The sequence below is a fragment of the Sulfurifustis variabilis genome, from assembly GCF_002355415.1.
Classification (GTDB): domain Bacteria; phylum Pseudomonadota; class Gammaproteobacteria; order Acidiferrobacterales; family Sulfurifustaceae; genus Sulfurifustis; species Sulfurifustis variabilis.
Window position 1 is genome coordinate 3,754,935 of the sequence record NZ_AP014936.1, and the last position, 21,591, is coordinate 3,776,525.

Genomic DNA, 21,591 nt, shown 5'->3' on the forward strand with positions numbered 1-21,591 from the left:
ACCGGGCGGTCCTCGCCGCGTCAGCCCGTCGGCCCCGGTGGCCGGATGAGCCGGTCGTAGGCGTTCAGTATGCGCCGCGCCATCTTCGCGGCCAGCTCCTCGTCGACGCCGTCGAACCTGTCCGGCGTCGGAAACAGCCTCGCGAGGTCGTCCAGGATCTCGCGGAACTCTGCGCGCACGGCCGCGGGCAGGTGGTCGGCGTTCGTGCCCCGGAGGTGGAACTGGTAGGAGGTCCCCAGTCGCACCGCCGTCCGCTCCGGGGACGAGCACAGGATCTCGATCGCGGCGTAAAGCTCGCGCGTGGCCTCGGGCGTCATTGCGTCATCTCGCTTCGCGCTCAGGTCAGCCGGCTCATTCTGTCGTAGAGGCGCAGTATCTGCTTCGCCATCCGCGCCGCCTCGCGCGGCTCCACGTCGCGGGAATGCGGTGTGGGATACAGGGTCTCGAGCCTCGACATCATCCGCGCATACTCGTTGCGCAGCTCCGCGGGGAGTTCGGCGTCGGCGCCTTTCCGGAGACCCTCCCAGTAGGCATGGCCCACCCTTTCCACGATCGACCCCGGCATGGTGGCGAGCGCGGTCACCGCCGCGAAAAAATGTCTCCACCCTTCGATCGATTTCGACACCTGCTCACCGCTCCCTGTGAAGCACCGCGACCGTCCGGGCGGTGACGCTAGCAAATGGGGCGCCCGCCCGGCGATCCGGGTGACGACCCAATTGACAAGCGGGCGTGCGTGCGAACGGGTCTTTCATCGATGAGGCATTGTTGTTTATGCTCGCCGCAAAAGAACGATCGTCAGGGAGCGGTGGTTTGGTCAATTCCACGATACGGCCGGTGATCGACTTCCAGGGCGCGGTTCGCGTGCTGGCGACGCGCCCCGGCAGCGTCGCCGACCGCCTGGCACACGCTTACGAGGCGCATCTTCGCGGCGCCGCCTTCGGTCGCCTGCCGGCGCCGTTCAGCGCGCAGTGCGAGTCGGTGCGGGAGGAGCTGAAGCGCTTTCTCGAGTCCGGGACCGCCGACGAGGCGCGCGCCGCGGAGCTCGCGGCGAAGGTCCTGCTGACCTACGACCTGCTCATCAAGACGTTCTTTGCATAACGGCAATCACGGGGGGAATCGATGGTCGGCGTTCCGCATCTCTCGGGCAGCCAGAAGATCTTCAACGCGCTTTTCATTCTGGCCTGCGAACAAGGGTCGATCGTCGAGCGGCTGGAGAACGCCTATCGGCTCGCCCTCGCGCCTCTCGACGTACAGCTGGAGCTGCCGGAATCGATCCACGCCGAATTCCTGTCCGTCCGGAAGGAACTGGAACGGCTTTACTTCGCGCCGAACCGCGAGGCGGCGAGGGACCGGAGCGACGAGCAGAGGGCGATGAGGCTGGCGGGGCGTCTCGTGTCGCTCTACGACCGGCTGGTCAGGGTCCGTGCGGACCGCCTGGACGTTCCCGATCGCTCGTGACCGGCATGCGCCGTCTGCGGGAACGATCCGGCGGTACGCGGTTTGACGACGGGCAAGTCACCTCATCCTGTCCTTGAGCACGGCGAGGAAGCCGTCCGGCTCGAACCGGAGATCGTCCGAAATCGGCGCGGCCGCGGCGGCATCGAGCAGCGCCGTCCGCGTTTCATCCGGGCAACGTATGCCCTCCTCGGTCAAGCCGATGCCCAGGGGGCGCAGCTCCGCCGGCTCGCTCGCGAGCAGCCGCCACAAGGCGCACACCCTCACCGAGATGGCGTAAAGCTCGTCGGCGCTCACCGGGAGACCGCGCGCAATCGTCCGCGCGATACGGATGGTCGGGCGCAGGGCGTCGGCGAGGTCGAGGGCCACGGCGGGATTCCGCAGCACACCGTCCTCGGCGTAGTCGTAGGCCAGCCTGAAGGAGTCCGCCGGTACTTCGGGCACCGGGGCATCGACGTCGTCGTTCATGCGCTCCTCGCGGTACGGACGCAGGGAGGCATACTGCGGCCAAAGGCCGCGCCACTCCTTGATGGCGATCAATTTGCCGGCGGCGGCCGGTTGGAGAAGGGGCGCAATCCGGGGGCCCGTCCGGCTTCGGAAGGGCGGGGAGGCCCTAGGGCCCGTCGATCGGTCCGGCCTGGAGCTCTTCCCGCACCTGCTTCAGCCGCTCGGGACTGAAGACGATGTCGTCGAGCGCGTGCACCCATCGATCGAGCAGCGGATCGCGATAGCGGTACTCGCCGAAGGAAAAGCAGGCCCAGCGGTCGCCTTCCCGGACCGCGTACTCCTCGGCCGACATCGTCTTGTACGGAAGTGCCCGTTTTGCGTCCCGCTCCAGATTCTCAGGGGCAAGGGGGTATTGGGACAGGAACTTGTTCATGGTCTCCTTGTGCCTCCGCTCGGTTCGCCCGTTCCGCGCGCGTTACACCATTCGCGATCCTTCCGCGAACCCGTCCCGCCCGACGCCTGCGCGTATTGCCGGGTTCGCGTGGCTGCTCTTATACCGCGTCGATTTCGTCCGCACTAACAGCGTTTCCTTATCGGAATGCGAGGGCGCGATACCCCGCGAACCGTCTCGTTTCGCGCAAATGCCTTTGTCTTGCGGACGAAAAGCGGGCGGGGGACGTTCGCAGCGGTCGTCCGGATCGAAACGGGGGAAACGAGAAAATGTTTTTATGCGCTGAGCGATTCTTCTTATCGCGGGAAGCGCGCCGCGCGATCGCTTCCCGAACTGTGCGTGATTACTGCGGGCGATACGCGTAGCTCGGCTGAACGGCGAGGACCTCGGGCGGCGCGATCGAGCGGATCGCGTCGAGCCCCGGATCGCGTCGCAACCGCAGCAGGTAATGCGGACCCGTGACCGGCCGCAGATCGACCACCTCGTGCTCGCGGAAGGCGGCGCGCACCGCTTCGGGATCGGCATGCGGGCGCAGCGTCAGGATATATTCGCCCGGCAGTCGGGTGTCCGGCGCCGGCGCGGCGGCGACGCCGGCGCCCGGCCTGGCGGAACAGCCGCCCGACGCGAGCGCCGCGAGGGCCGCGCGCAGCAATCTTCGCCGTTGCCGGTCGAGGACGCGTGCGCGACCTTCCCGGTTCATTGCACCGTGGCCGACACCGCGCTCGGCGGGTCGATGTGCCGCAGCGCACCCCACGCACTCGCGGCGCGGCCGGTAACGGTCTTCCCGGCGAGCGCGGGCACCGCTTCGCCACCGTGCTGGATCGCGTTCACGACGTCGCTCAGCCGGTAGCCCGGATTGTAGGACCACAGCAGCGCGGCGAGACCGGCCACGTGCGGGGTCGCCATCGACGTGCCGTTCGCGATCGCAACGCGGTCGCTGCCCGACTGCACGGTGTCGATCGACAGCCGCAGGAGACCCACGCCGAAGTTGCTGCTTCCGCTTTCGGCTCTCAGCCTGAAGCCGAGCGTGCACGTGCTGGTGAGGCAGCCAGACAGGTCGTGCGTCACCGGAAGAGCGCGTCCGCCGGTGGTCCCGCTGAACTCGGTCAACCGCCGGGCTTCGCCCGCGACGAACGGGTTTCCGCCGAGCGGGCTTCCTGCGGCCTCGAAGCGATCGTTGGCGCCGACGTCGAGGAATGCGTAATAGGTCACGCTGGCGCCGAGCAGCCCGCCGCCGAGATCGAAGGTCTTGTAGGCGACCTGATCGATGGGCCCGGTATAGCTCCCGAAGGCGCACCATCCCGCGGGATTGACCAGCATCGCCACGGGACCGATGCCGAAATCGCACTGCACGCCCGCCCAGCCGCCACCGACCGTCGCCCATCCGGCGGCGAGGTCGTCCGTCAGCCGGTACCCCGGCCACGCGCTCAGCGTGTTGGTCCCCGGCGCGCCGATGTCGACGCTCGCCGCGCCGTAGTTGCTGAAGCTCGCGAGGTCGTAGGCCTGGTCGAGCGCCGCGACGCAGACGAGATTGTCGTGCGTGAAGTTGCAGGGGTACGTAGGCACGCCGCCGTCGTTATCCAGCCCGGCGTTCCCCGCCGCGGCGACGACGAGAACGCCGGCGTTGCGGGCGCTGTCGATGCTCGCGCTGAAGAGCGGATCGAAGCTGCCGCCGCCGAGACTGAGGTTGAGGACCCTCGCCCCGTGCGCGATCGCGAACTCGATGCCCGCGACCACGCTGGCCGTCGTTCCGCCCGAGTTGCTGAGGGAGCGGATGGCCATGATGCTCGATTGCCAGCAGACGCCCGTCGTCCCGGCGCCGTTGTTGCCGACGGCGCCGATCGTCGCGGCGACGTGCGTTCCGTGGCCGTTGCCGTCGCCCGGCATGGGGTCGTCGTCGTTGTCGATGAAATCGTAACCGTGCCGGGGATAGCCGGCCGCGGCGCCGTCCCACATGGCGCCCGCGAGGTCGCGGTGCGTGTAGTTCACGCCGCTGTCGACCACCGCGACAACGACCGATCGGCAGTCGGTCGCGAGATCCCACGCCCGTTCGAGCTGCATGTCCCGTCCCGCCGTTCCGGGGTTGTGGATCGGGTAGCTCGCTCCGGAGACGGTCTGCGCCGTGTTGGCGAGCGCCCAGAGCTGCGAGTAGTACGGGTCGTTCGGCACCCCGAGGGGCCGATAGATGTAGTTGGGTTGCACGGACTCCACGTTCGGGTCGGCGGCGTACTCGGCGAGCGCCTGCGCGGTCGTGCCGGCTGCGACACGCAGGTGCGTCACCCGGCCCTGCGCGAGCACGCGCACCACACGATCGCCGCGGCGCCGGACGGCGGCCTCGCGGTCGTACGCGCGGGCGCCGCTCCGGAACCTGATCAGCACCTCGCCCTCGCGATAGGCGGGCCCGGCGGGCGCCGCCGCGGGCGTCGGGCTCCCCCGAACGAGCCGGTCATCGGATTCCGCGGCCGGGGCGGCGACGGACAAGAAGACCAGCGCGACGGCGCAGGCCGATGCGGCCGTGCCTTTGCGGGCGCCAGGCACCTAGGGCACCACCACCGCGATCTCCGCCGACGGCCCGCTGCCGGTCGGGTTGATGGTGGAGTAGGCGACGACCTTGAGGTAATGCGTGCCGGAAGGCAGCGACAGGATCGCCGCTGTCGGCGCTCGCGCGCCGGAGGCATAAGGGACGTCGACCACGCCCTCGGCCCCGTCGAGCGCAAAGTCGGGCGACGGGGCGTGATAGACGCGGTAGCCGCCGCCCGGGCCGTTGACCGCGGTCTCCCGGTTCGGGGCCCAGCTCACGCGGACGTTCCCGACCCCCGCCACCGCGAGCGACGGGTCGCCGCCGCCCGCGCTGCCGCCGCCTCCGCCGCTGCACCCCGCGAGCAGGCACCAGACCGCCGCCAGCCAGGCGCCTCGCATCGAAACCGCTCGCACCTTCCTCCCTCTCGACTTCACTCGGCGCCGCGACGATCCACGACGCTTCTCTGGTCGAGTCGATCGATACCGCGCACTAAAGGCGAGGCCACACGCCCTGTCAATTAGGGCAAGAACGACTGGCGCGAAGAGCGGAACCGCGATCGAACCTGCGCCGTTCGTCCGCCTCGCGCGTCAGCGCGCGAGCCTCGCGGCGATCTGCGCGACGTGTCTGCCTTGATAGCGCGCGGCGGCGAGCTCGTTCTCCGAAGGCATGCGTTCGCCCTTGCCGCCCGAGATGGTCGAGGCGCCGTACGGCGAGCCGCCCGTGATCTCGTCGATGCGCGACTGACCGGCGAAGCTGTACGGCAGACCCACCACCACCATGCCCTGGTGCAGGAGCGTCGGGTGAAACGTGAGGATGGTCGACTCCTGGCCGCCGTGCTGCGTCGCCGAGCTCGACATGACGCTGCCGACCTTGCCGATGAGCGCGCCCTCGGCCCAGAGCCGACCGGTCGCGTCGAGGAACTGGCGCATCTGCCCGCACATGTTTCCGAAACGCGTCGGCGTCGCGAAGATGATCGCGTCGGCCGTCGGCAGCTCGTCGACCGTCGCGACCGGGATGTGCGCCATGCCCTTCTGCGCCTCGAGCGCGCCCATCTTGCGGAGCACCTCCTCGGGGAGGGTCTCGGGCACGCGGCGCAGCTCCGCGGTCGTCCCGCTCACCTCGCGTGCGCCGGCGGCGGCGGCGTCTGCCATGCGGAGCACGTGGCCATACATCGAATAGAAGACGACGAGGACTTTCATGCGGGGCCCTCCTGGCCGAACCTGCGGCTTCCCTTCCCGCGGCCATTCTGCGAAGCGGGGACGCAGCCCGCAACGCGGAGATGCCGCGGCAAAACCGCGTTGGCGGCGCGGGCGACTCGGGCGGACACGGCATTGCCGCGGCGGGTGACCGGCGGGATCATGGCCGAAGGGCCTGCTCCAAGGCACGAGGACGACCATGGAAATCCGGTCCTGGCACGGCAAGGGATTCGAGATCGAGGAGGAGCCGGGATTCCACCACGCGAGCTGGCACGTGCAGCGCATCGCCTGGTCGATCCTCGCGCTCGCGCTGCTCGCCGCGCTGCTCGGTGCAGTCGGCGGAGGCGGCCCGCTGGCGAAGGCCGAGGCCACGGGCGGACCGGCCGATCCCGTGGTGGAGCACGAGCGCTTTCCGCACTACAGCGCGCCTTCGACCCTGCGTGTACGCGTCCCCGCCGATACCGCCCGAAACGGCGAGGTGCGCCTGCGGGTCGACCGCCGCTACATCGACGGCGTGCGGGTGGAGTCGGTCACGCCGTCGCCCACGCGCGTGGAAGCGGGCGGTGACGAGCTGGTGTACGTGTTCGCCGCCGGCACGTCGCGCCCCACGGAGCTCGTCTTCCGGCTGCACATGAACACGATCGGGCGGGTGTCCGGCGCCGTGGCCCTCGGCACCCGTGCCCCGGTCCGCTTCACCCAGTTCGTGTTTCCTTGACCTCGAGGAGGCGGCTATGGAATCGGTCCTGCGCGGCGCCGCGATCTACGTGTTTCTGCTCGTCATCATGCGCATCTCCGGCAAACGCTCGTTCGCGGAGATCACGACCTTCGACTTCGTGCTCCTGCTCGTGATCGGCGAGACGACGCAACAGGCGCTCCTCGGCGAGGACTTTTCGCTCACCAACGCGTTCATCGTGATCGCCACCCTCGTCGGCATCGACATCGCCCTGTCGCTCTGGAAACAGCGATCGAAGTCCTTCGCGCGCCTGCTCGAGGGTCGGCCGCTCGTGCTGGTCGCGGACGGCGAGCTCCTCAAGGACCGCATGGACGAGGTGCGCGTGGACGTCGACGACATCCTCGCGGCCGGGCGCGAGCTGCAGGGCTTGGAGCGCCTCGATCAGATCAAGTACGCTGTGCTCGAACGAAACGGCGGCATCTCGATCATTCCCAGGGAGCGTTGATGAGCGATCCGGCGAAGGCGGAAGACCTGCGCGCGGCCCTCGAGCGCGCATCGACCGAGGCGGCCGCGTGGCTCGCCGCGGCCCGGGCGCGGCTCTCGACCGGCGGGCCCGCGGCCGCGCTTGCGCCGCTCTACGCCTCGGCGCGGCGGGACCTCGGCACGCGGTCCGCGATCGACGCCCCCGGTCTCGGGCGCTGTACGGTCGCCGCGGCCGCGCGCGCCGTCCTGCTCGACGACGCCCTGATGCTCGCGCCCGACGCGGCGCTGGCGCTCGCCCGACACTTATATAGAGAGAGCGACGAGGCCGCGCAGATCGATCTCGTCCGCAGCCTGCCCGTGCTCGCCTGCGCGCCGGCGCTCGCACCCCTTGCCCTGGAGGCCGGCCGCACGAACAGCCGGGCGGTGTTCGAGGCGCTCGCGCTCGACAACCCCTATCCGGCACGGCATTACTCCGAGAGGGAATTCAATCAGCTCGTGCTCAAGGCGCTGTTCCTCGGCCTGCCCATCACCCGCGTCGTCGGGCTCGACGGGCGCGCGAACGCGGAGCTCGCGCGCATGTGCGAGGACTACGTCGAAGAGCGCGAGGCAGCCGGCCGGGCCGTGCCCGCCGACATCTGGCTCGCCCTGGCGCCGCACGCGAGCGAGCGCGGCGAGACCATGCTGCGCCGCTACGCCGCCTCCGGCGAGGCGTCGCATCGTCGTTATGCTCAGGAAGGCCTGGCGCACCGCGACGCGTCCGGCCGGCCGTGAACCAGAGAGGAATTCGGGAATGCGTTACTTCGATCCGCACATCCACATGGTCTCGCGCACCACGGACGACTACCGGAACATGGCCGCCGCCGGCATCGTCGGGGTCGTCGAGCCCGCGTTCTGGCAGGGCCAGCCGCGCACTTCGGTCGGCACCTTCGTGGATTACTTCAGCACCCTGGTCGGGTGGGAGCGCTTTCGGGCGAGCCAGTTCGGCATCCGACACTACTGCACGATCGCGCTCAACCCGAAGGAGGCGAACGACGTCGCGCTCGCGGAGGAGGTCATGCGCGTGCTGCCGCGGTTCCTCGCGAAGGACGGCGTGGTCGCGGTCGGCGAGATCGGCTACGACGAGCAGACGGAGGCGGAGGAGCGCTTCTTCGCCGAGCAGATCGAGCTCGCCCGACGGCACGGGCTGCCCGTCCTGATCCACACGCCGCACCGGGACAAGAAGCGCGGAACCGAGCGCAGCCTCGCGCTCGTGAAGGAGAGCGGAATCGACGAGGAGCTCGTCCTCGTCGATCACCTCAACGAGACGACCCTCCCGCTTGTGCTCGAGACCGGCTGCTGGCGCGGCCACTCCATCTACCCGGACACGAAGATGTCCGAGGAGCGCATGGTGGCGCTGCTCCGGCAGTACGGCACCGAGAAGATGGTGGTGAACAGTGCGGCCGACTGGGGCGTGAGCGATCCGCTCAAGGTGCCCAAGACCGGCGAGGCGATGCGCGCGGCCGGCTTCAGCGAGGCCGACATCGAGACCGTGCTCTTCGCCAACCCGGTCGCCTTCTACGCGCAGAGCGGGCGGATCTCGCTCGACGAGCTCGGTTCGATCCGCATCGACCAGCGCCGCCTGTGGGAGGACAACTCCGTGCTGCGCGGCCAGACGCCGGTGATCCAGGAATGAGCGCCGAAGGCGGTTGGCGCCGGGAGGAGATCGGGTACTGCAGCAACGTCCACCCCGGCGAGGGCCTCGACGAGGTGCTCGGGATCATCGAGCGCGGCGTCGGCGCCGTGCGCGCGGCGCGCGGCCTGACCCGCATGCGGGCGGGCCTCTGGCTCTCGCACGCCGCCGTGGAGGCGCTGGCCGAGACCGGGGCGCGGTCTCGCTTTCGCGCGCGGCTCGACGGCCAAGGCATCCGGCTGCACACGCTCAACGCCTTCCCTTACGGCGATTTCCACGCGGAGAGCGTCAAGGAGGCGGCGTTCCTGCCCGACTGGTCGGACGAGCGCCGCCTGCGCTACACGCTCGCGGCGGCCGAGACGCTCGCCGAGTGCCTGCCTCTCGACGCGGACGAGGGCACGATCTCGACCGTGCCGCTCGGGCTGCGCGCGGCGTGGTCCGGCGAAAAGGAGAACGCCGCGCTCGGTCACCTGCTGACGCTCGCGCAGGCGCTCGACGAGATCCTCGAGCGCACCGGCCGCGCGGTCCGGGTGTGCCTCGAGCCCGAACCGGGCGGCGCGCTCGAGCGTACCGACCAGGCGATAGCCTTCTTCGACCGCTGGCTGCTCCCCGCCGCCGACGCGCTGCGAGTCCCGCGCGACGTCGTCCGCCGTCATCTCGGGATCTGCTACGACGTGTGCCACCAGGCCGTGATGTTCGAGGACGCCGCACGCTCGCTCGCACGTCTCCTCGATGCCGGAGTCCCGGTCGGGAAGATCCAGATCTCGAGCGCGCTCGAGGCGCCCGATGCCGGCGCCGTGCGCGCGCTCGCGGACTACGCCGAGCCGCGTTACCTGCACCAGGTGCGGGTGCCGGGGCGCGAGCGCCTGTACGGCGCGCCGGACCTGCCGCTCGCGCTCGCCGATGCGCGACTGCCGGACGACCGGCCCTGGCGGGCGCACTTCCACGTGCCGGTGAACGCCGAGCGCTTCGAGCACGGCCTGAAGAGCACGCAGGGAGAGGTCCTCAAGGTCCTCGACTTTCTCGCCGCGCACCGCACCTTCCGCCCGCACCTCGAGGTCGAGACGTACACCTGGCAGGTGCTGCCCGAGCACCGTCGCCCGCGCGACGAACGCGCGTTGGCGCAGGGAATCGTTTCCGAGATCGAGTGGGTCGAAGCGGAGATGCGAAAGCGGAACCTGCTCGCGATCGAGACGGCGAGAACGGACACGGTAGCGGTCGAGTGAAACGAACAGTCGCACGCTCGCGGCGCTCGGACAAGGGCAAGGGAACGCGGGCGGTCACGGGGTCGTCGGCATCGTCACGCGGGCGGGCGCGCGCGCCCGAGACGCCGGGCGCGGCTGGCCGGGTGTCCTGCCCGTGACGCGCCGGCTCGTCGTCCTGGACGTCGTCGGCCTCACGCCCAAGCTGATCGGCCCCGACACGCCGCATCTCGCCGCGCTCGCCCGCGAGGGTTTTCTCGCCCCGCTAGCGCCCGCCTTTCCAGCCGTCACCTGCACCGCGCAGGCGAGCCTGCTCACGGGGCTGCCTCCGCGAGGGCACGGGATCGTCGCGAACGGCTGGTACTTTCGCGACCTGGCCGAGATCTTCTTCTGGCGCCAGTCGAACCGGCTGGTCGCCGGCGAGAAGATCTGGGAGTCGGCACGGCGCGCGATTCCCGGCTTCAGCTGCGCGCAGCTCTTCTGGTGGTACAACATGTACGCGGCGGTGGACTACGCGGTCACGCCGCGGCCGATTTATCCCGCGGACGGGCGCAAGATCCCGGGCCTCTACTCCGAGCCCGCGAGCCTGCATCGCCAGTGCGAGGAGCGCTTCGGTCCGTTTCCGCTCTTCAACTTCTGGGGCCCGGGCGCCGACATCCGTTCCTCCCGGTGGATCGCGGAGTGCGCGCGCCACGTGCTCGACCGGCACCGGCCCACGCTCACGCTCGTCTACCTGCCGCACCTCGACTACAACCTGCAGCGCCTCGGACCGCACGACCCGCGGATCGCGGAAGACCTGCGTGCGATCGACGAGGTGACGGGCCGGCTTGCCGAGGACGCGCGCGCGGGCGGCGCGGACGTGCTGGTCGTATCCGAGTACGGGATCGAGCGGGCGACGGGGCACGTGCACATCAACCGCGTGCTGCGCGAATCGGGCGACCTGCGCGTGCGCGAGACGCTCGGCTTCGAGCTGCTCGACCCCGGCGCCTCGCGCGCGTTCGCGGTCGCCGACCACCAGGTCGCCCACGTCTACGTGCGCGATCCGGCGGATATCGCGCGGATTCGCCGGTCGCTGAAAAGCACGCCCGGCGTCGAGCGCGTGCTCGACGCAGAGGGGAAACGGGAGGCCGGCCTCGACCACCCGCGCTCGGGCGAGCTCGTCGCCGTCGCCGAACCCGGGCACTGGTTCACTTATTATTACTGGCTCGACGACGCCAAGGCCCCCGATTTCGCGCGCACCGTCGACATTCACCGCAAGCCCGGCTACGACCCGGTCGAGCTGTTCCTCGACCCGAGGCTGCGGTTTCCGAAGCTCCGGATCGCCCGGCGGCTCGCCCAGAAGACGCTCGGGATGCGCATGCTCATGGACGTGATTCCGCTCGCGCCCGAGCTCGTGCGCGGCACGCACGGGCGCGCGGGGTCGAATCCCGACACCGGCCCTCTCGTCATCGGCTCGCGCCGCGACCTCGGCGCCGGCCGCTTCGATGTGACCGACGTGAAGGCGCTAATGCTGCGCCACCTGACCTGAGCGGCGCGGTCGCCGCCGGTTAGCTCCTCGGCCGCGGAGCCGCCGTTTCCGGACTCTTCTCGCGAGCAGCCGGCGCGACGCCCGCACCGTGCACGTACACCATCTCGCCGCCAAGCCAGCCGGAAACACCGAGCAGGACGACGGCGACCACGGAGATCACGATCGGCGCGATCGCGCCCGGGTCGCCCGAGACGCGCCACCCCAGGTTGAACGCGAACAGAACCGTGACGGAGAGATTGAGGATCATGTGCATCGTGCCGATACGGCGGATCGTCCGGTCCCGCATCGAGTAGAGGTCGATGGCGCCGAAGACCGCGGCGGCGATCGCGCCGATGATCCCGCCCGCGATGGCGTAGAACGCGGTGATGCTCCACGCCGCACCGCCGCCGGCGAGGTACACGGCGTCCGCGACGAGCGAGAACACCCACAGGCCGATGGGGAAGACCACGAGCATCGGGTGGATGGGATGACCCGCGACGCTCGCGCGGCTCGCCCGCTCGCTCTCGGGCGGCCCGGTGAGCCTGTCGACCCGCGCACGAATGTCCATGACGACCTCCTTGTCTGCCGATGATTGTTGGACTGGCTCGGCGGCGCCGAAATCCGCTCCGGCTCGCCCGGCAAGGCCTGCATGGCCGTACGCCTTTCGGTTACGACCGCCCGCACGCGTGCTGATCCCGGTTCGACGGCTCGGTCGGCGATGAAAGGGTTTCCGGCTTTGAGTATCCTCGTGCGGATGCCCATCGCAACGGGTTGCGACACGGCGGCGGCACACGGGACGGGACGCTAGATGCGCTTCGATCGCAGGCGCATGACGCCGCCCGAGCGTGCGCATGCCTTCCTTCAGCTCATGCGACCGCCCAACCTCGTGACGGCGGCTGCCGACGTGCTCGCGGGCGCGGCGGTCGCCGGCGCTCTGCTCGACCCCCGACTTCTCGCCCTCGTGCTCGCGAGCGTGCTGCTCTACGCCGGGGGCGTGGTCATGAACGACGTGTTCGACGCCCCGCTCGACGCCCGCGAGCGTCCGGAGCGCCCGATCCCGTCGGGCCGGGTGACGCGCGCGGAGGGGTTGTCGTTCGGCAGCCTGCTCCTGCTGAGCGGCGCCCTGCTTGGCGCATCGGTGAATTCGACGAGCGGCGCCCTGGCCGCCGCCATCGGCATCACCGCGCTGGCGTACGACGGCTATGCGAAGGCGAGCCCCGTCCTCGGCCCGGTCGCGATGGGCCTGTGCCGGGCCTTCAACCTGCTGCTCGGCATGGCCCTCGTGCCGGCCGCGCTCGTCGACGGGTGGCCGGTCGCGCTTCTTGCTCTGCTGCACGTCTCGGCGCTCACGGCACTGAGTCGCGGGGAAGTCCACGGCGGAAGACGGGTCTTCGGCTGGCTCGCCGTCGCGAGCATCATCGCGGTGGCGGGCGCGCTCGTTGCGTTGAGCGTCCTGCGGGAGGCCTGGCTCGCGATCGCATTCGCGCTGTTCTACGCGGCCTCGGCGGGGCCGCCCTACGTGCGCACCCTGAGACGCGGCGGCGAGGCGCGCACGGTGCAAGACGCGGTCAAGGCAGGGGTGCTCGCCCTGATCGTGCTCGACGCCGGTCTGGTCGCCGTTTACGCGAACGCCGTCTACGGCACTCTGGCGCTTCTCCTGCTTCCCGCCTCGCTCGCCCTCGCGCGGCGATTCGCGGTAACGTGAGCCCATGGACACCCTCGAACAGCAGTTCGACGTCCGTTACCGCTACCGCGTGCATCTCACCGAGGACGCGCTCGCGCCGGAAAACGATCTCCTCGCGCGTACCCTCGCGGCCGACCGCGCCGCGCGCCCGCGCGTGCTCGTCGCCGTCGACCGGGGCGTGCTCGCGGCGCAGGCCGACCTCGCGGCGCGCGTCGAGAGCTACGCCCGGACGCATGCCCTCGACCTCGTGGACGCGCCGCTCGTGCTCCCCGGCGGCGAGACGGGCAAGAACGAGCCGCGACACCTCGAGCGCGTGCTCGCGGCGATCGAGCGCGGCGGGATCTGCCGTCACTCCTACGTCGTCGGCATCGGCGGCGGCGCGCTCCTCGACCTCGTCGGCTTCGCCGCGGCGCAAGCCCACCGCGGCGTGCGCATGGTGCGTCTGCCCACGACCGTGCTCGCCCAGTGCGACGCCGCGGTGGGCGTGAAGACGGGGATCAATGCCTTCGGCAAGAAGAACTTCCTCGGGAGCTTCGCGCCGCCGTGGGCCGTCATCAACGACCTTCGCTTCCTCGACAGCCTGTCGGTCCGCGACTGGCGTGCGGGCATCGCCGAGGCCGTGAAGGTCGCGCTCGTCAAGGATGCCGCGTTTTTCGAGCGCCTCGAGCGCGACGCCGAACGGCTGCTGCATCGTGACCGGGGTGCGATGCGCGCGTTGATCGCGCATGCGGCACGGCTGCACCTTGAGCACATCGCGCGCGGCGGCGATCCGTTCGAGACAGGATCGGCCCGCCCGCTCGACTTCGGTCACTGGGCCGCGCACAAGCTCGAGCAGCTCTCGGACTACCGCCTGCGCCACGGCGAGGCCGTCGCGATCGGCATCGCGCTCGACGCGACCTACTCGCGCCTCGCCGGGTGGCTCGCGGACGACGCGCACGAACGGATCCTCGCGCTGCTGGAGCGGTTCGGATTCGAGCTCGACGTGCCGGAGCTCGGCGAGGGCGGTCTGCTGGCGGGGCTCGACGAGTTCCGCGAGCACCTGGGAGGCGAGCTGACGATAACGCTCCTCGGGGCCATCGGGCGGGGTTTCGAAGTGCATGCCATGGACGAGGAGCGCGTGCGCGCGAGCATCGACCGCGTGCGTGCGCGGCCGGGGAGCGGTTCCGGTCAGCCGGCGGCGAGGCCTTGCGCCAGCGGAGCGGAACGATAGGCGCGCGGATCGGCGAGCAGGCGCTTGAGCGTGACCGAGTCGACCGGCTTGGTCAGGTGCATGTCGAAACCCGCGGCCGCGCTGCGCTGACGGGCGTCCTCGCTGCCATAGCCGGTCGCGGCGACGATGACCGTGTCGCGGAGCGCCTTTTCCTCGCGCATGGCCTGGGCGACGGCATAGCCGTCCATTCCCGGGAGACCGATGTCCAGGATGATCAGGTCCGGCGCGTAATCGCGAGCGAGCTCGAGCGCCGCATGCCCGTCGTGCACCGTGCGCACGCGGTGGCCCCAGAGCCGCGCGAGCACCGCCAGGCTCTCCGCCGTCTCGCGGTGGTCCTCGACGATCAGCACGCGGTCCGCCGGCTCGCCCGCCGGCGCGGCGCGGCTCTCCGGAGGCGCCTCCGCGCGCGCGGGCGCCTCGGCGGCAGGCAACCGGATCGTGAACTCCGTCCCCCTGCCCGCGCCCTCGCTGTAGGCCGCGACGCTCCCCCCGTGGAGATCGACGAGGCGCTTCACCAGCGTCAGGCCGATGCCGAGGCCGCCTGCCTTGCGGTCGAGCGAGCGATCGGCCTGCATGAAAAGGTCGAAGACGTGCGGGAGGATGTGCGGCGGGATCCCCTGGCCGCTGTCGCGAACGCGGACCGCGACCGTCTCGGCATCGCGCTCGACGACGAGCGCCACGTGCCCGCCGTCCGGCGTGAACTTGGCGGCGTTGTTGAGCAGGTTGGAGATCGCCTGCGCGAGGCGCACCGCGTCCGCCTCCAGCCAGACGGTGTGCGGCGGGAGCGACACGGTCGCGTGGTGCCGCCTGGCCTCGAGGAGCGGGCGGCTGATCTCGAAGGCGCGCTCGACGACGTCGGCGACGGCGACGCGCTCGCGCCGCAGGCTGATCATCCCGCGGGTGATGCGCGAGATGTCGAGCAGGTCGTCTACCACGCGCGTCATCTGGTCGACCTGCCGGTCGAGCAGGTCGGTCACCCAGCGGAGTCCGGGCTGATCGGGACCCGAGGACAGCCGCAGCACCGACACGGCGTTGCGCATGGGCGCGAGCGGGTTGCGCAGCTCGTGGGCGAGCATGGCGAGGAACTCGTCCTTCCGGTGGTCGGCATCGAGCAGCGCCTGCTCGGCGGCGCGCCGCTCGGTCACGTCAAGCAGGATGCCGTCGATGCGCACTCGCCGGCCGGAGTCGTCGAACTGCGCCCGCGCGCGGTCTTCCAGCCAGATGAGCGCGCCGTCGTCGGTACGGCGATAGCGGTACTGCACGACGTACTCGGGGCGGTCGGGCGTCGTGCCCTCGACGGCGTCGACCACCGCGGCCCGGTCGTCGGCGTGCACGGTCTGCAGAAACCAGGCGAGGCCCCGACTGCACGGACCCGGCGGCAGCCCCAGCACTTCGGCGGCGTTCTCGGAGCGCGTGATCTCGCCGCTGTTCACGTCCCAGTCCCAGGCGACCATGCGCCCGGCGGCGAGCGCGAGCTCGAGGCGCTGCTCGTGGAGGCGCATCGCGCGCTCCATGCGCTTGCGCTCCGTGATGTCGAGGCAATACCCGATCGCGCCGCGGACCCGCTGCTCCTCGTCGAACAGCGGCGCGACGCTCGTCAGCAGCGTGCGCGTATCGCCGTCGGCGCGCACGACGTCGAGCTCCGCGCCCTGCACCGCGGCCCCGTGCGCGATGGCGTAGCGCATGGGGATCTCCTCGGGAGGGATGTCCTGGCCGTCGCGCAGGATCCGGTAGCCCGCCGCGTTTCCGGACAGCGCCCCGCAGACGGCGTCCGCGCCCTGGCGGGCGCCCAGCACGGCCGTCAGCGCGGAGTTGGCGCGCACCCGCCGGCACTCGGGATCGTCGGCGATCGCAATGCCGACGGGGCTCAGCTCGATGATGGTCTGCAGCTCCTCGAGGCGGTGTCGCAGCTCATGGTTGAGCCGCGCGATCTTCGCCTCGGCCGCGCGGCGCTCGAGCATCTCGCGCTCGAGCCGGCGCTGGCGTTCGAGCGCATCCGCCGATACCCGTTCGGCCTCTCGACGCGCTTTCCGCTGCGACGCCGAGAGGAGCGCCCCGATGATCGCCACGACAACGTAGAGTGCGAGACCGAAGAGAATGGACGAGTCTTCGGCCAACGCCAGGGAGCCGCGCGGCGGGACGAAGAAGAACTTGGCGGCGAGCGTGCCGGCCACCACGGTCAGCAGCGCGGGGCCAAGCCCGCCGTACCAGGCAACCACGAGCGTGGCGGCAAAGTAGGTCGCGAAGACGAAGCGGTCGTCGCCGAGCCAGGGATCGAACAGCAGACGCAGCCCGGTCGCCGCGAGCACCCCGACGACGGCGCTCGCGTAACGCAGGATGGCGGGCCTCTCCCTGGCCATGCTCTTGTTCGAAGACAAAGGCCCCCCTTACGTCGAGAGGCCATTCTAGCCAGCGAACGGGAGCGCACAAGAGCGCGTCGAGAGCCACGACATGAGCAGGGAAATGAAACGCATTGATGGCACGCTCCTTGTAATACGAGACGCGTTCCGGTTCCGCGATGCGAAACGCGTCGTTCGAACGGCGTGGGGAGGAAGCATGGAATGAGTACGGGACTCGATTGTGATCTGCTCGTGGTCGGCGCCGGAATACACGGGGCGGGCGTCGCGCAGGCGGCCGCCGCCGCCGGGCACGACGTGCGCGTGCTCGAGCAGACGGGGATCGCCGCCGGAACGTCGAGCCGCTCCAGCAGACTGATCCACGGCGGGCTGCGCTATCTCGAGAGCGCGCAGCTGCGGCTCGTTTACGAATCCTTGCGCGAACGCGCGATCCTGCTGCGCATCGCGCCCGATCTCGTCCGCCTGGTCCCGTTCCACATCCCGGTATACCGCGGGATGCGGCGCTCCGCCGCCCGCGTGCGTGCGGGCCTCTCGCTCTACGCCCTTCTCGGCGGATGGCGCGGGGGCTCGCGTTTCCATTCCCTGCCGCGCTCCACCTGGGACGGGCTCGACGGCCTGGATACGCGAGGGCTCGACGCGGTGTTCCGCTACGTCGACGCCCGGACGGACGACGCGGCGCTCACGCGGGCCGTCATGCGCTCGGCGCAGAGCCTCGGCGCCGAGCTCCTGTGCCCGGCGCGCTTCGTCGCCGCGCGCGCGACGGGCGACGGGATCGAAATCGACTGCACCGAGAACGGGCGCGAGCGCACGCTGCGCGCCCGTGCCCTCGTCAATGCCGCCGGCCCCTGGGTCAACCGCGTGCTGGCGCGGATCGAACCGCCGCTGTCCGCTTCGCGCATCGAGCTCGTGCAGGGCACCCACCTGCTCGTTCCCGGCCGGCTCGCATGCGGCATCTACTATCTCGAGTCGCCGCGCGACGCGCGCGCGGTTTTCGCCATGCCCGACGACCAGGGAGTGCTCGTGGGCACCACCGAAGTGCCGTACGAGGGCGACCCCGGGCGGGTCGCGCCGCTGCCCGCGGAGATCGCCTACCTGAGGGAAACGCTGGCGCGGTACTTCCCGCGACTCGACGGCGAACCGATGGAGGCGTACGCGGGGCTGCGCGTGCTGCCGGCCATGCCGACCGCCGCGTTCCACCGTCCGCGCGAGACCGTGCTCCATGCCGACGACCCGGCGCGCCCGCGGATCGTCAGCATCTACGGCGGCAAGCTCACCACGTACCGCGCGGTGGCGGAGCGGGTCATGGCGCGGCTGCAGCCTTCGCTTCCCGCCGCAATCCGGCGCGCCGACACCGCGCGGCTCCCGCTCGCCCCCTGATGCGAGCCCCGGAAATAGCGCCTCCCGGCCGCTGAACACCGGGACCGGCGGACCGGCTTGCCAGTACTCGCGGCTTTTCTCACAATGGTCGGCCCGAAACGACAGGATGGGGCGGAGGGAACAACAATGAACATCTTCGTATCGAACCTCGACCGCACGATCACCTCCGGTGATCTGCGCCGGACATTCTCCGGCTACGGCACGGTCATCAACGCGATCGTGATGCACGACACCGCGACCGGGAAGCCGCTCGGGCACGCGCACGTTTACCTGGTTCCGGAGAACGCGGCGCGCGAGGCGATCGCCGAGCTGCAGTTCGCGCCGCTTCGCGGGCGCCCGATCAAGGTACGCGAGTGCGTGTACCGCGCACGCAGCGACCGCCGGATGCGTCAGTCCGAGGGCATCAAGGTCGAGCGCCGCCGCGCGTCCGACCGGCGCCGGCAGGGCCTCTCGGATCTTCCCGGCGCGGCTCTCTGATCGCGCGCGACTCGCGGGGGCGTCGCGTCAGCCGATCGCGCGCTCGACGGTCCAGTAAAGGCCGACCGCCGCGATGAGCGCCGAGGCGGGAATCACCACGCGCGCCCGATACCCGGCCCGGTCCCGCCTCCAGAAGACCGCGAGCGCGCAGGCGAGCGCGATCACCGCGAGCTGACCGAGCTCGACGCCGACGTTGAAGGCGACGAGCCCCGTGACGAATTCCGAGCGCGGCAGCCCCACCTCGTGCAGCACGCCGGCGAAACCCATCCCGTGCAGCAATCCGAAACCGAACACCACGACCGGCCGCCAGGCATGCAGGCGGGTCGTCACGAGGTTCTCGACCGCGACGTAGACGATCGACGCGGCGATCAGCGGCTCCACGATCGCAGGCGGCAGCGAGACGACCCCGTAGATGCCGAGCGCGAGCGTGATCGAGTGCGCGACCGTGAACGCGGTCACCTGGATCAGTAGCGGCCGCACGCGTGCGCTCAGCAGGAAAAGACCGAGCACGAACAGGATGTGATCGAGTCCCTTGGGCAGGATGTGGGTGAAGCCGAGGGCCAGGTACTGTCCGGCGAGATCGACCCGGCCCGGGGCGGCGAGCGCGCCGCGGAGCGGTACGGGATCGCTCGCCTGCCCGTCCTTGAGCCAGGTCGCAAGGACTTCGGCATCGCCCGCACGGCGCACGCGCAGCACGCTCGACCCGAACTCGGGCGCGTAACGCCAGCGAAAGGTCGCGGCCCCCGCGGGCGTCTCGCCTTCGAGTCGGATGCGGCTGATCCGCGAGATGCCGACGTCTCCGACCGGCGGTACCGATACGGAAGCGACCCGCGGTCGCGCGGGCTCGCCGTCGAACTCGACGCGCACGCCGCCGAGCAGCGACGGCACGAACCGGATCGCCTCGCGCTCGAGCTCCCCGGGCGCGAGCGCGCGCAGGCGGTTGTACTCGCGCGCCCGGGGCGATTCGTCGGTATCCCGGTGGACCGGGCTCACTCCCGCGATCAGCGCCTCGAGATTGGCGGCGATGACGATCTCGTAGCGCTGCTCGTCCACCGCCACGTCGACGACCGCCGGCCGGATCTCGTGCGGCCACGCGAGCCCGTGCCAGCCGCAGGCAACGGCGACGAGGGCCGCGAGCCAGACGGCCGGCCGGCAAGTGATATGCTTGCGCGCGCGCATCGCGACACGCATGAACGGTGATTGTCCGGGAGATCGATGCGGCGGCAGTGTAGCTCAAGAGTTCCCGCGGCGCTGGCGCTTCTTGTCGCGCTTGCGGCGCCACGTGCGTACGGCCACGACTTCTGGATCGAGCCTGCGCGCTTCCGGCCGGATCCGGGCAGCGCCCTGACGCTCCCCGTCCACGTCGGCCAGGACTTCAACGGCGAATCGGTCGTCTTCCTTCCCGACCTCTACGAGCGCTACGTCTACGTCGGCCCGGGAGGAGAAAGGCCCGTGGCGGGGGTGCCGGGGGACGACGCCGGGCGCATACCGGCCGTGGAGCCCGGCCTCACCGTCGTCGGTTACCGCAGCATCCGCGACCGCGTGACCTTCGACACGCCCGGGGAGTTCGCGGCATATCTCGAGAAGGAGGGCATGGAGCGAATCGCGGCCTCGAAGAAGCGCCAACCCGCCGGTCGTCCCATCTCGGAGATCTACTCGCGCGCCGCGAAGGCGCTGATCCAGGCGGGGCCCGTCCGCGAAAAACCGGCCGACCGGCGTCTCGGCTTCCGGATGGAGCTGATCGCCGAACGCAATCCGTACGCCCTTCGGCCGGGCGAGCCGCTCCCGCTCACGCTCGTCTACGAGAACCGCCCGCTCGAGGGCGCGCTCGTCATCGCCTTCGCCAAGGACCGGCCGCGCGAGAAGCTGCGTGCCCGGACGGACGGGCACGGTCGCGTGCGCCTCGCGCTCGACCGGCCCGGCGTCTGGGTGGTCACATCGGTGCACATGGTGCCCGCCCCGCCGCGTACGGATGCGGACTGGGAGAGCACCTGGGCATCGCTCACCTTCGAAGTCCCGGCCAGGTAGCGAAGGTACCGGGGACGGTTCAGGGCGCGGTGACGCCCAGGAGCTCCCACCGGACCATGGTTCCGCCGAAGCCCTGAATGCGCTTCACTTCGCCGATCCCGGCGCAGCGCCAGGACACCATCACGAAGTTCCCGAGCGTTCTGCTCATGCGGGACGTGTGGATCTTGAGGCATCCCGTGTACGCCCCGTACGGGACGGTGACGTTCTCCAGACCCAGCAGGATGTTGGTCTCGACGACGTGATCCACGATGTTGTTCGGATTCACGCCGTCGTCGACCTCGGTGGCGGAGCCCCAGGTGGCACCCACCTCCATGAAAGCGGTGGCCCGGGCGATGGGCTTGGTCAGGCGATTGGAGCTCAGCAGGACCGCGCCGCTCGGGTCGTACTTGTCGGTGCGCCGCCACGAGACGGCGTAGGCGCTCTCCTGGAAGTGAAGTTTGTCGTACTGACAGTTGACGCCCGCATTGGTCCTGATCCGGGTTTTGGTCAGCAGGGTATCCGTCCCGACGGGCTGGCGGCTGAACTCGACGATCTCGGCGTCTCCACACATGCCCGCGGACATCGAATAGTGCTTTTGCGTGACGTTCGCCGGTGTCTCGTAGTCCCGATAGTCGTAGCGGGCCGCCCAGGCGCCGGCGGAAGACGCGAACAACAGGACGCCGACCACGGTACCGATGCGCAGTGCCTTCATGATGCTCCTCCGGTATTTCGGTTTTGGTTGGTTATGATTGGCCCGGGGCGGCCGTCATTGTTTGACGGCCGGCGGGCGAACGGACGGGGAGCCGTGTGGAACACGGCCCGAATGATCGGTCAGGCGATGGAACCCCCGGCCTCCCCCTGCTCTCTTTTCTTGA

The 21,591-nt window shown here is 70.4% G+C and carries 25 protein-coding genes; 13 read left to right on the top strand and 12 right to left on the bottom strand.

Annotated elements, in window-relative coordinates; genetic code table 11:
* Window positions 1–20: 20 nt before the first annotated feature.
* Both SVA_RS18235 and SVA_RS18240 read right to left on the bottom strand, forming a co-directional pair.
* On the bottom strand, window positions 21–317 hold the full coding sequence (locus tag SVA_RS18235) for a hypothetical protein (protein ID WP_096462563.1): 297 nt from the start codon (window positions 315–317) through the stop codon (window positions 21–23).
* 20 nt (window positions 318–337) lie between these two features.
* The gene (locus SVA_RS18240) at window positions 338–625 is read right to left on the bottom strand and encodes a hypothetical protein (RefSeq protein ID WP_096462564.1); all 288 of its coding nucleotides are present in this window, start codon (window positions 623–625) and stop codon (window positions 338–340) included.
* A gap of 209 nt (window positions 626–834) precedes the next feature.
* Here SVA_RS18240 and SVA_RS18245 point away from each other — a divergent pair, with 209 nt between their 5' ends.
* Complete coding sequence (locus tag SVA_RS18245) at window positions 835–1,098, top strand: hypothetical protein (RefSeq protein WP_148665555.1); 264 nt, start codon at window positions 835–837, stop codon at window positions 1,096–1,098.
* A gap of 21 nt (window positions 1,099–1,119) precedes the next feature.
* On the top strand, window positions 1,120–1,458 hold the full coding sequence (locus SVA_RS18250; RefSeq protein WP_096462566.1) for a hypothetical protein: 339 nt from the start codon (window positions 1,120–1,122) through the stop codon (window positions 1,456–1,458).
* Between the two features lie 57 nt (window positions 1,459–1,515).
* On the opposite strand, the gene SVA_RS18255 is transcribed toward SVA_RS18250, so the two are convergent.
* The 6 genes from SVA_RS18255 to wrbA all read right to left on the bottom strand — a co-directional run bounded on the left by SVA_RS18255 (window position 1,516) and on the right by wrbA (window position 6,073).
* The gene (locus SVA_RS18255; RefSeq protein WP_096462567.1) at window positions 1,516–1,995 is read right to left on the bottom strand and encodes a hypothetical protein; all 480 of its coding nucleotides are present in this window, start codon (window positions 1,993–1,995) and stop codon (window positions 1,516–1,518) included.
* 73 nt (window positions 1,996–2,068) lie between these two features.
* On the bottom strand, window positions 2,069–2,335 hold the full coding sequence (locus tag SVA_RS18260; protein WP_148665557.1) for a hypothetical protein: 267 nt from the start codon (window positions 2,333–2,335) through the stop codon (window positions 2,069–2,071).
* Window positions 2,336–2,696: 361 nt separating this feature from the next.
* Window positions 2,697–3,053, bottom strand: a complete 357-nt coding sequence (locus SVA_RS18265; RefSeq protein WP_148665558.1) for a hypothetical protein — start codon at window positions 3,051–3,053, stop codon at window positions 2,697–2,699.
* Window positions 3,050–4,891 (bottom strand): S8 family serine peptidase, encoded by a 1,842-nt coding sequence (locus tag SVA_RS18270; protein WP_096462570.1) that lies wholly within the window; start codon window positions 4,889–4,891, stop codon window positions 3,050–3,052. The genes SVA_RS18265 and SVA_RS18270 overlap by 4 nt, the downstream gene beginning before the upstream one ends.
* Window positions 4,892–5,272 carry a hypothetical protein gene (locus SVA_RS18275; protein WP_096462571.1) on the bottom strand — a complete coding sequence of 127 codons (381 nt, stop codon included), beginning with the start codon at window positions 5,270–5,272 and terminating at the stop codon, window positions 4,892–4,894.
* Window positions 5,273–5,461: 189 nt separating this feature from the next.
* Window positions 5,462–6,073 (bottom strand): NAD(P)H:quinone oxidoreductase, encoded by a 612-nt coding sequence (wrbA, locus tag SVA_RS18280; RefSeq protein WP_096462572.1) that lies wholly within the window; start codon window positions 6,071–6,073, stop codon window positions 5,462–5,464.
* 196 nt (window positions 6,074–6,269) lie between these two features.
* On the opposite strand from wrbA, the gene SVA_RS18285 reads away from it, so the two are divergent.
* The 6 genes from SVA_RS18285 to SVA_RS18310 all read left to right on the top strand — a co-directional run bounded on the left by SVA_RS18285 (window position 6,270) and on the right by SVA_RS18310 (window position 11,625).
* Complete coding sequence (locus SVA_RS18285; protein ID WP_096462573.1) at window positions 6,270–6,785, top strand: hypothetical protein; 516 nt, start codon at window positions 6,270–6,272, stop codon at window positions 6,783–6,785.
* Between the two features lie 16 nt (window positions 6,786–6,801).
* A complete protein-coding gene (locus SVA_RS18290) occupies window positions 6,802–7,248 on the top strand; it encodes a DUF421 domain-containing protein (protein ID WP_096462574.1) in 447 nt (148 codons plus the stop codon).
* Window positions 7,248–7,997, top strand: coding sequence for an EboA domain-containing protein (locus SVA_RS18295; RefSeq protein WP_096462575.1), 750 nt, complete (start codon window positions 7,248–7,250; stop codon window positions 7,995–7,997). The genes SVA_RS18290 and SVA_RS18295 overlap by 1 nt, the downstream gene beginning before the upstream one ends.
* 19 nt (window positions 7,998–8,016) lie before the next feature.
* Window positions 8,017–8,898 carry a TatD family hydrolase gene (locus SVA_RS18300; protein ID WP_096462576.1) on the top strand — a complete coding sequence of 294 codons (882 nt, stop codon included), beginning with the start codon at window positions 8,017–8,019 and terminating at the stop codon, window positions 8,896–8,898.
* Window positions 8,895–10,121, top strand: coding sequence for a metabolite traffic protein EboE (gene eboE / locus SVA_RS18305; RefSeq protein WP_096462577.1), 1,227 nt, complete (start codon window positions 8,895–8,897; stop codon window positions 10,119–10,121). The genes SVA_RS18300 and eboE overlap by 4 nt, the downstream gene beginning before the upstream one ends.
* Window positions 10,122–10,248: 127 nt before the next feature.
* A complete protein-coding gene (locus SVA_RS18310) occupies window positions 10,249–11,625 on the top strand; it encodes an alkaline phosphatase family protein (protein WP_096462578.1) in 1,377 nt (458 codons plus the stop codon).
* A gap of 19 nt (window positions 11,626–11,644) precedes the next feature.
* On the opposite strand, the gene SVA_RS18315 is transcribed toward SVA_RS18310, so the two are convergent.
* Entirely contained in the window at window positions 11,645–12,172 is a 528-nt protein-coding gene (locus SVA_RS18315) for a DUF2231 domain-containing protein (protein ID WP_096462579.1), read from the bottom strand.
* A gap of 240 nt (window positions 12,173–12,412) precedes the next feature.
* Here SVA_RS18315 and eboC point away from each other — a divergent pair, with 240 nt between their 5' ends.
* Window positions 12,413–13,309 carry a UbiA-like protein EboC gene (eboC, locus tag SVA_RS18320; RefSeq protein WP_096462580.1) on the top strand — a complete coding sequence of 299 codons (897 nt, stop codon included), beginning with the start codon at window positions 12,413–12,415 and terminating at the stop codon, window positions 13,307–13,309.
* Window positions 13,310–13,313: 4 nt separating this feature from the next.
* Complete coding sequence (locus SVA_RS18325; RefSeq protein WP_096462581.1) at window positions 13,314–14,498, top strand: 3-dehydroquinate synthase; 1,185 nt, start codon at window positions 13,314–13,316, stop codon at window positions 14,496–14,498.
* On the opposite strand, the gene SVA_RS18330 is transcribed toward SVA_RS18325, so the two are convergent.
* Entirely contained in the window at window positions 14,456–16,858 is a 2,403-nt protein-coding gene (locus SVA_RS18330; RefSeq protein WP_096462582.1) for a hybrid sensor histidine kinase/response regulator, read from the bottom strand. The genes SVA_RS18325 and SVA_RS18330 overlap by 43 nt on opposite strands.
* A 201-nt stretch (window positions 16,859–17,059) precedes the next feature.
* Between SVA_RS18330 and SVA_RS18335 the strand changes: the two genes are divergently transcribed.
* Complete coding sequence (locus SVA_RS18335; RefSeq protein WP_096462583.1) at window positions 17,060–18,232, top strand: glycerol-3-phosphate dehydrogenase/oxidase; 1,173 nt, start codon at window positions 17,060–17,062, stop codon at window positions 18,230–18,232.
* 126 nt (window positions 18,233–18,358) lie between these two features.
* Window positions 18,359–18,709, top strand: a complete 351-nt coding sequence (locus SVA_RS18340; protein ID WP_169924181.1) for an RNA recognition motif domain-containing protein — start codon at window positions 18,359–18,361, stop codon at window positions 18,707–18,709.
* 27 nt (window positions 18,710–18,736) lie between these two features.
* Here the strand turns inward: SVA_RS18340 and SVA_RS18345 are convergent, their stop codons facing one another.
* Window positions 18,737–19,900, bottom strand: coding sequence for a HupE/UreJ family protein (locus SVA_RS18345; RefSeq protein WP_096462585.1), 1,164 nt, complete (start codon window positions 19,898–19,900; stop codon window positions 18,737–18,739).
* A 24-nt stretch (window positions 19,901–19,924) separates the two neighbouring features.
* On the opposite strand from SVA_RS18345, the gene SVA_RS18350 reads away from it, so the two are divergent.
* Window positions 19,925–20,737, top strand: a complete 813-nt coding sequence (locus SVA_RS18350; protein WP_096462586.1) for a DUF4198 domain-containing protein — start codon at window positions 19,925–19,927, stop codon at window positions 20,735–20,737.
* Between the two features lie 19 nt (window positions 20,738–20,756).
* On the opposite strand, the gene SVA_RS18355 is transcribed toward SVA_RS18350, so the two are convergent.
* Window positions 20,757–21,428 (bottom strand): hypothetical protein, encoded by a 672-nt coding sequence (locus tag SVA_RS18355; RefSeq protein ID WP_096462587.1) that lies wholly within the window; start codon window positions 21,426–21,428, stop codon window positions 20,757–20,759.
* Window positions 21,429–21,591 lie beyond the last annotated feature (163 nt).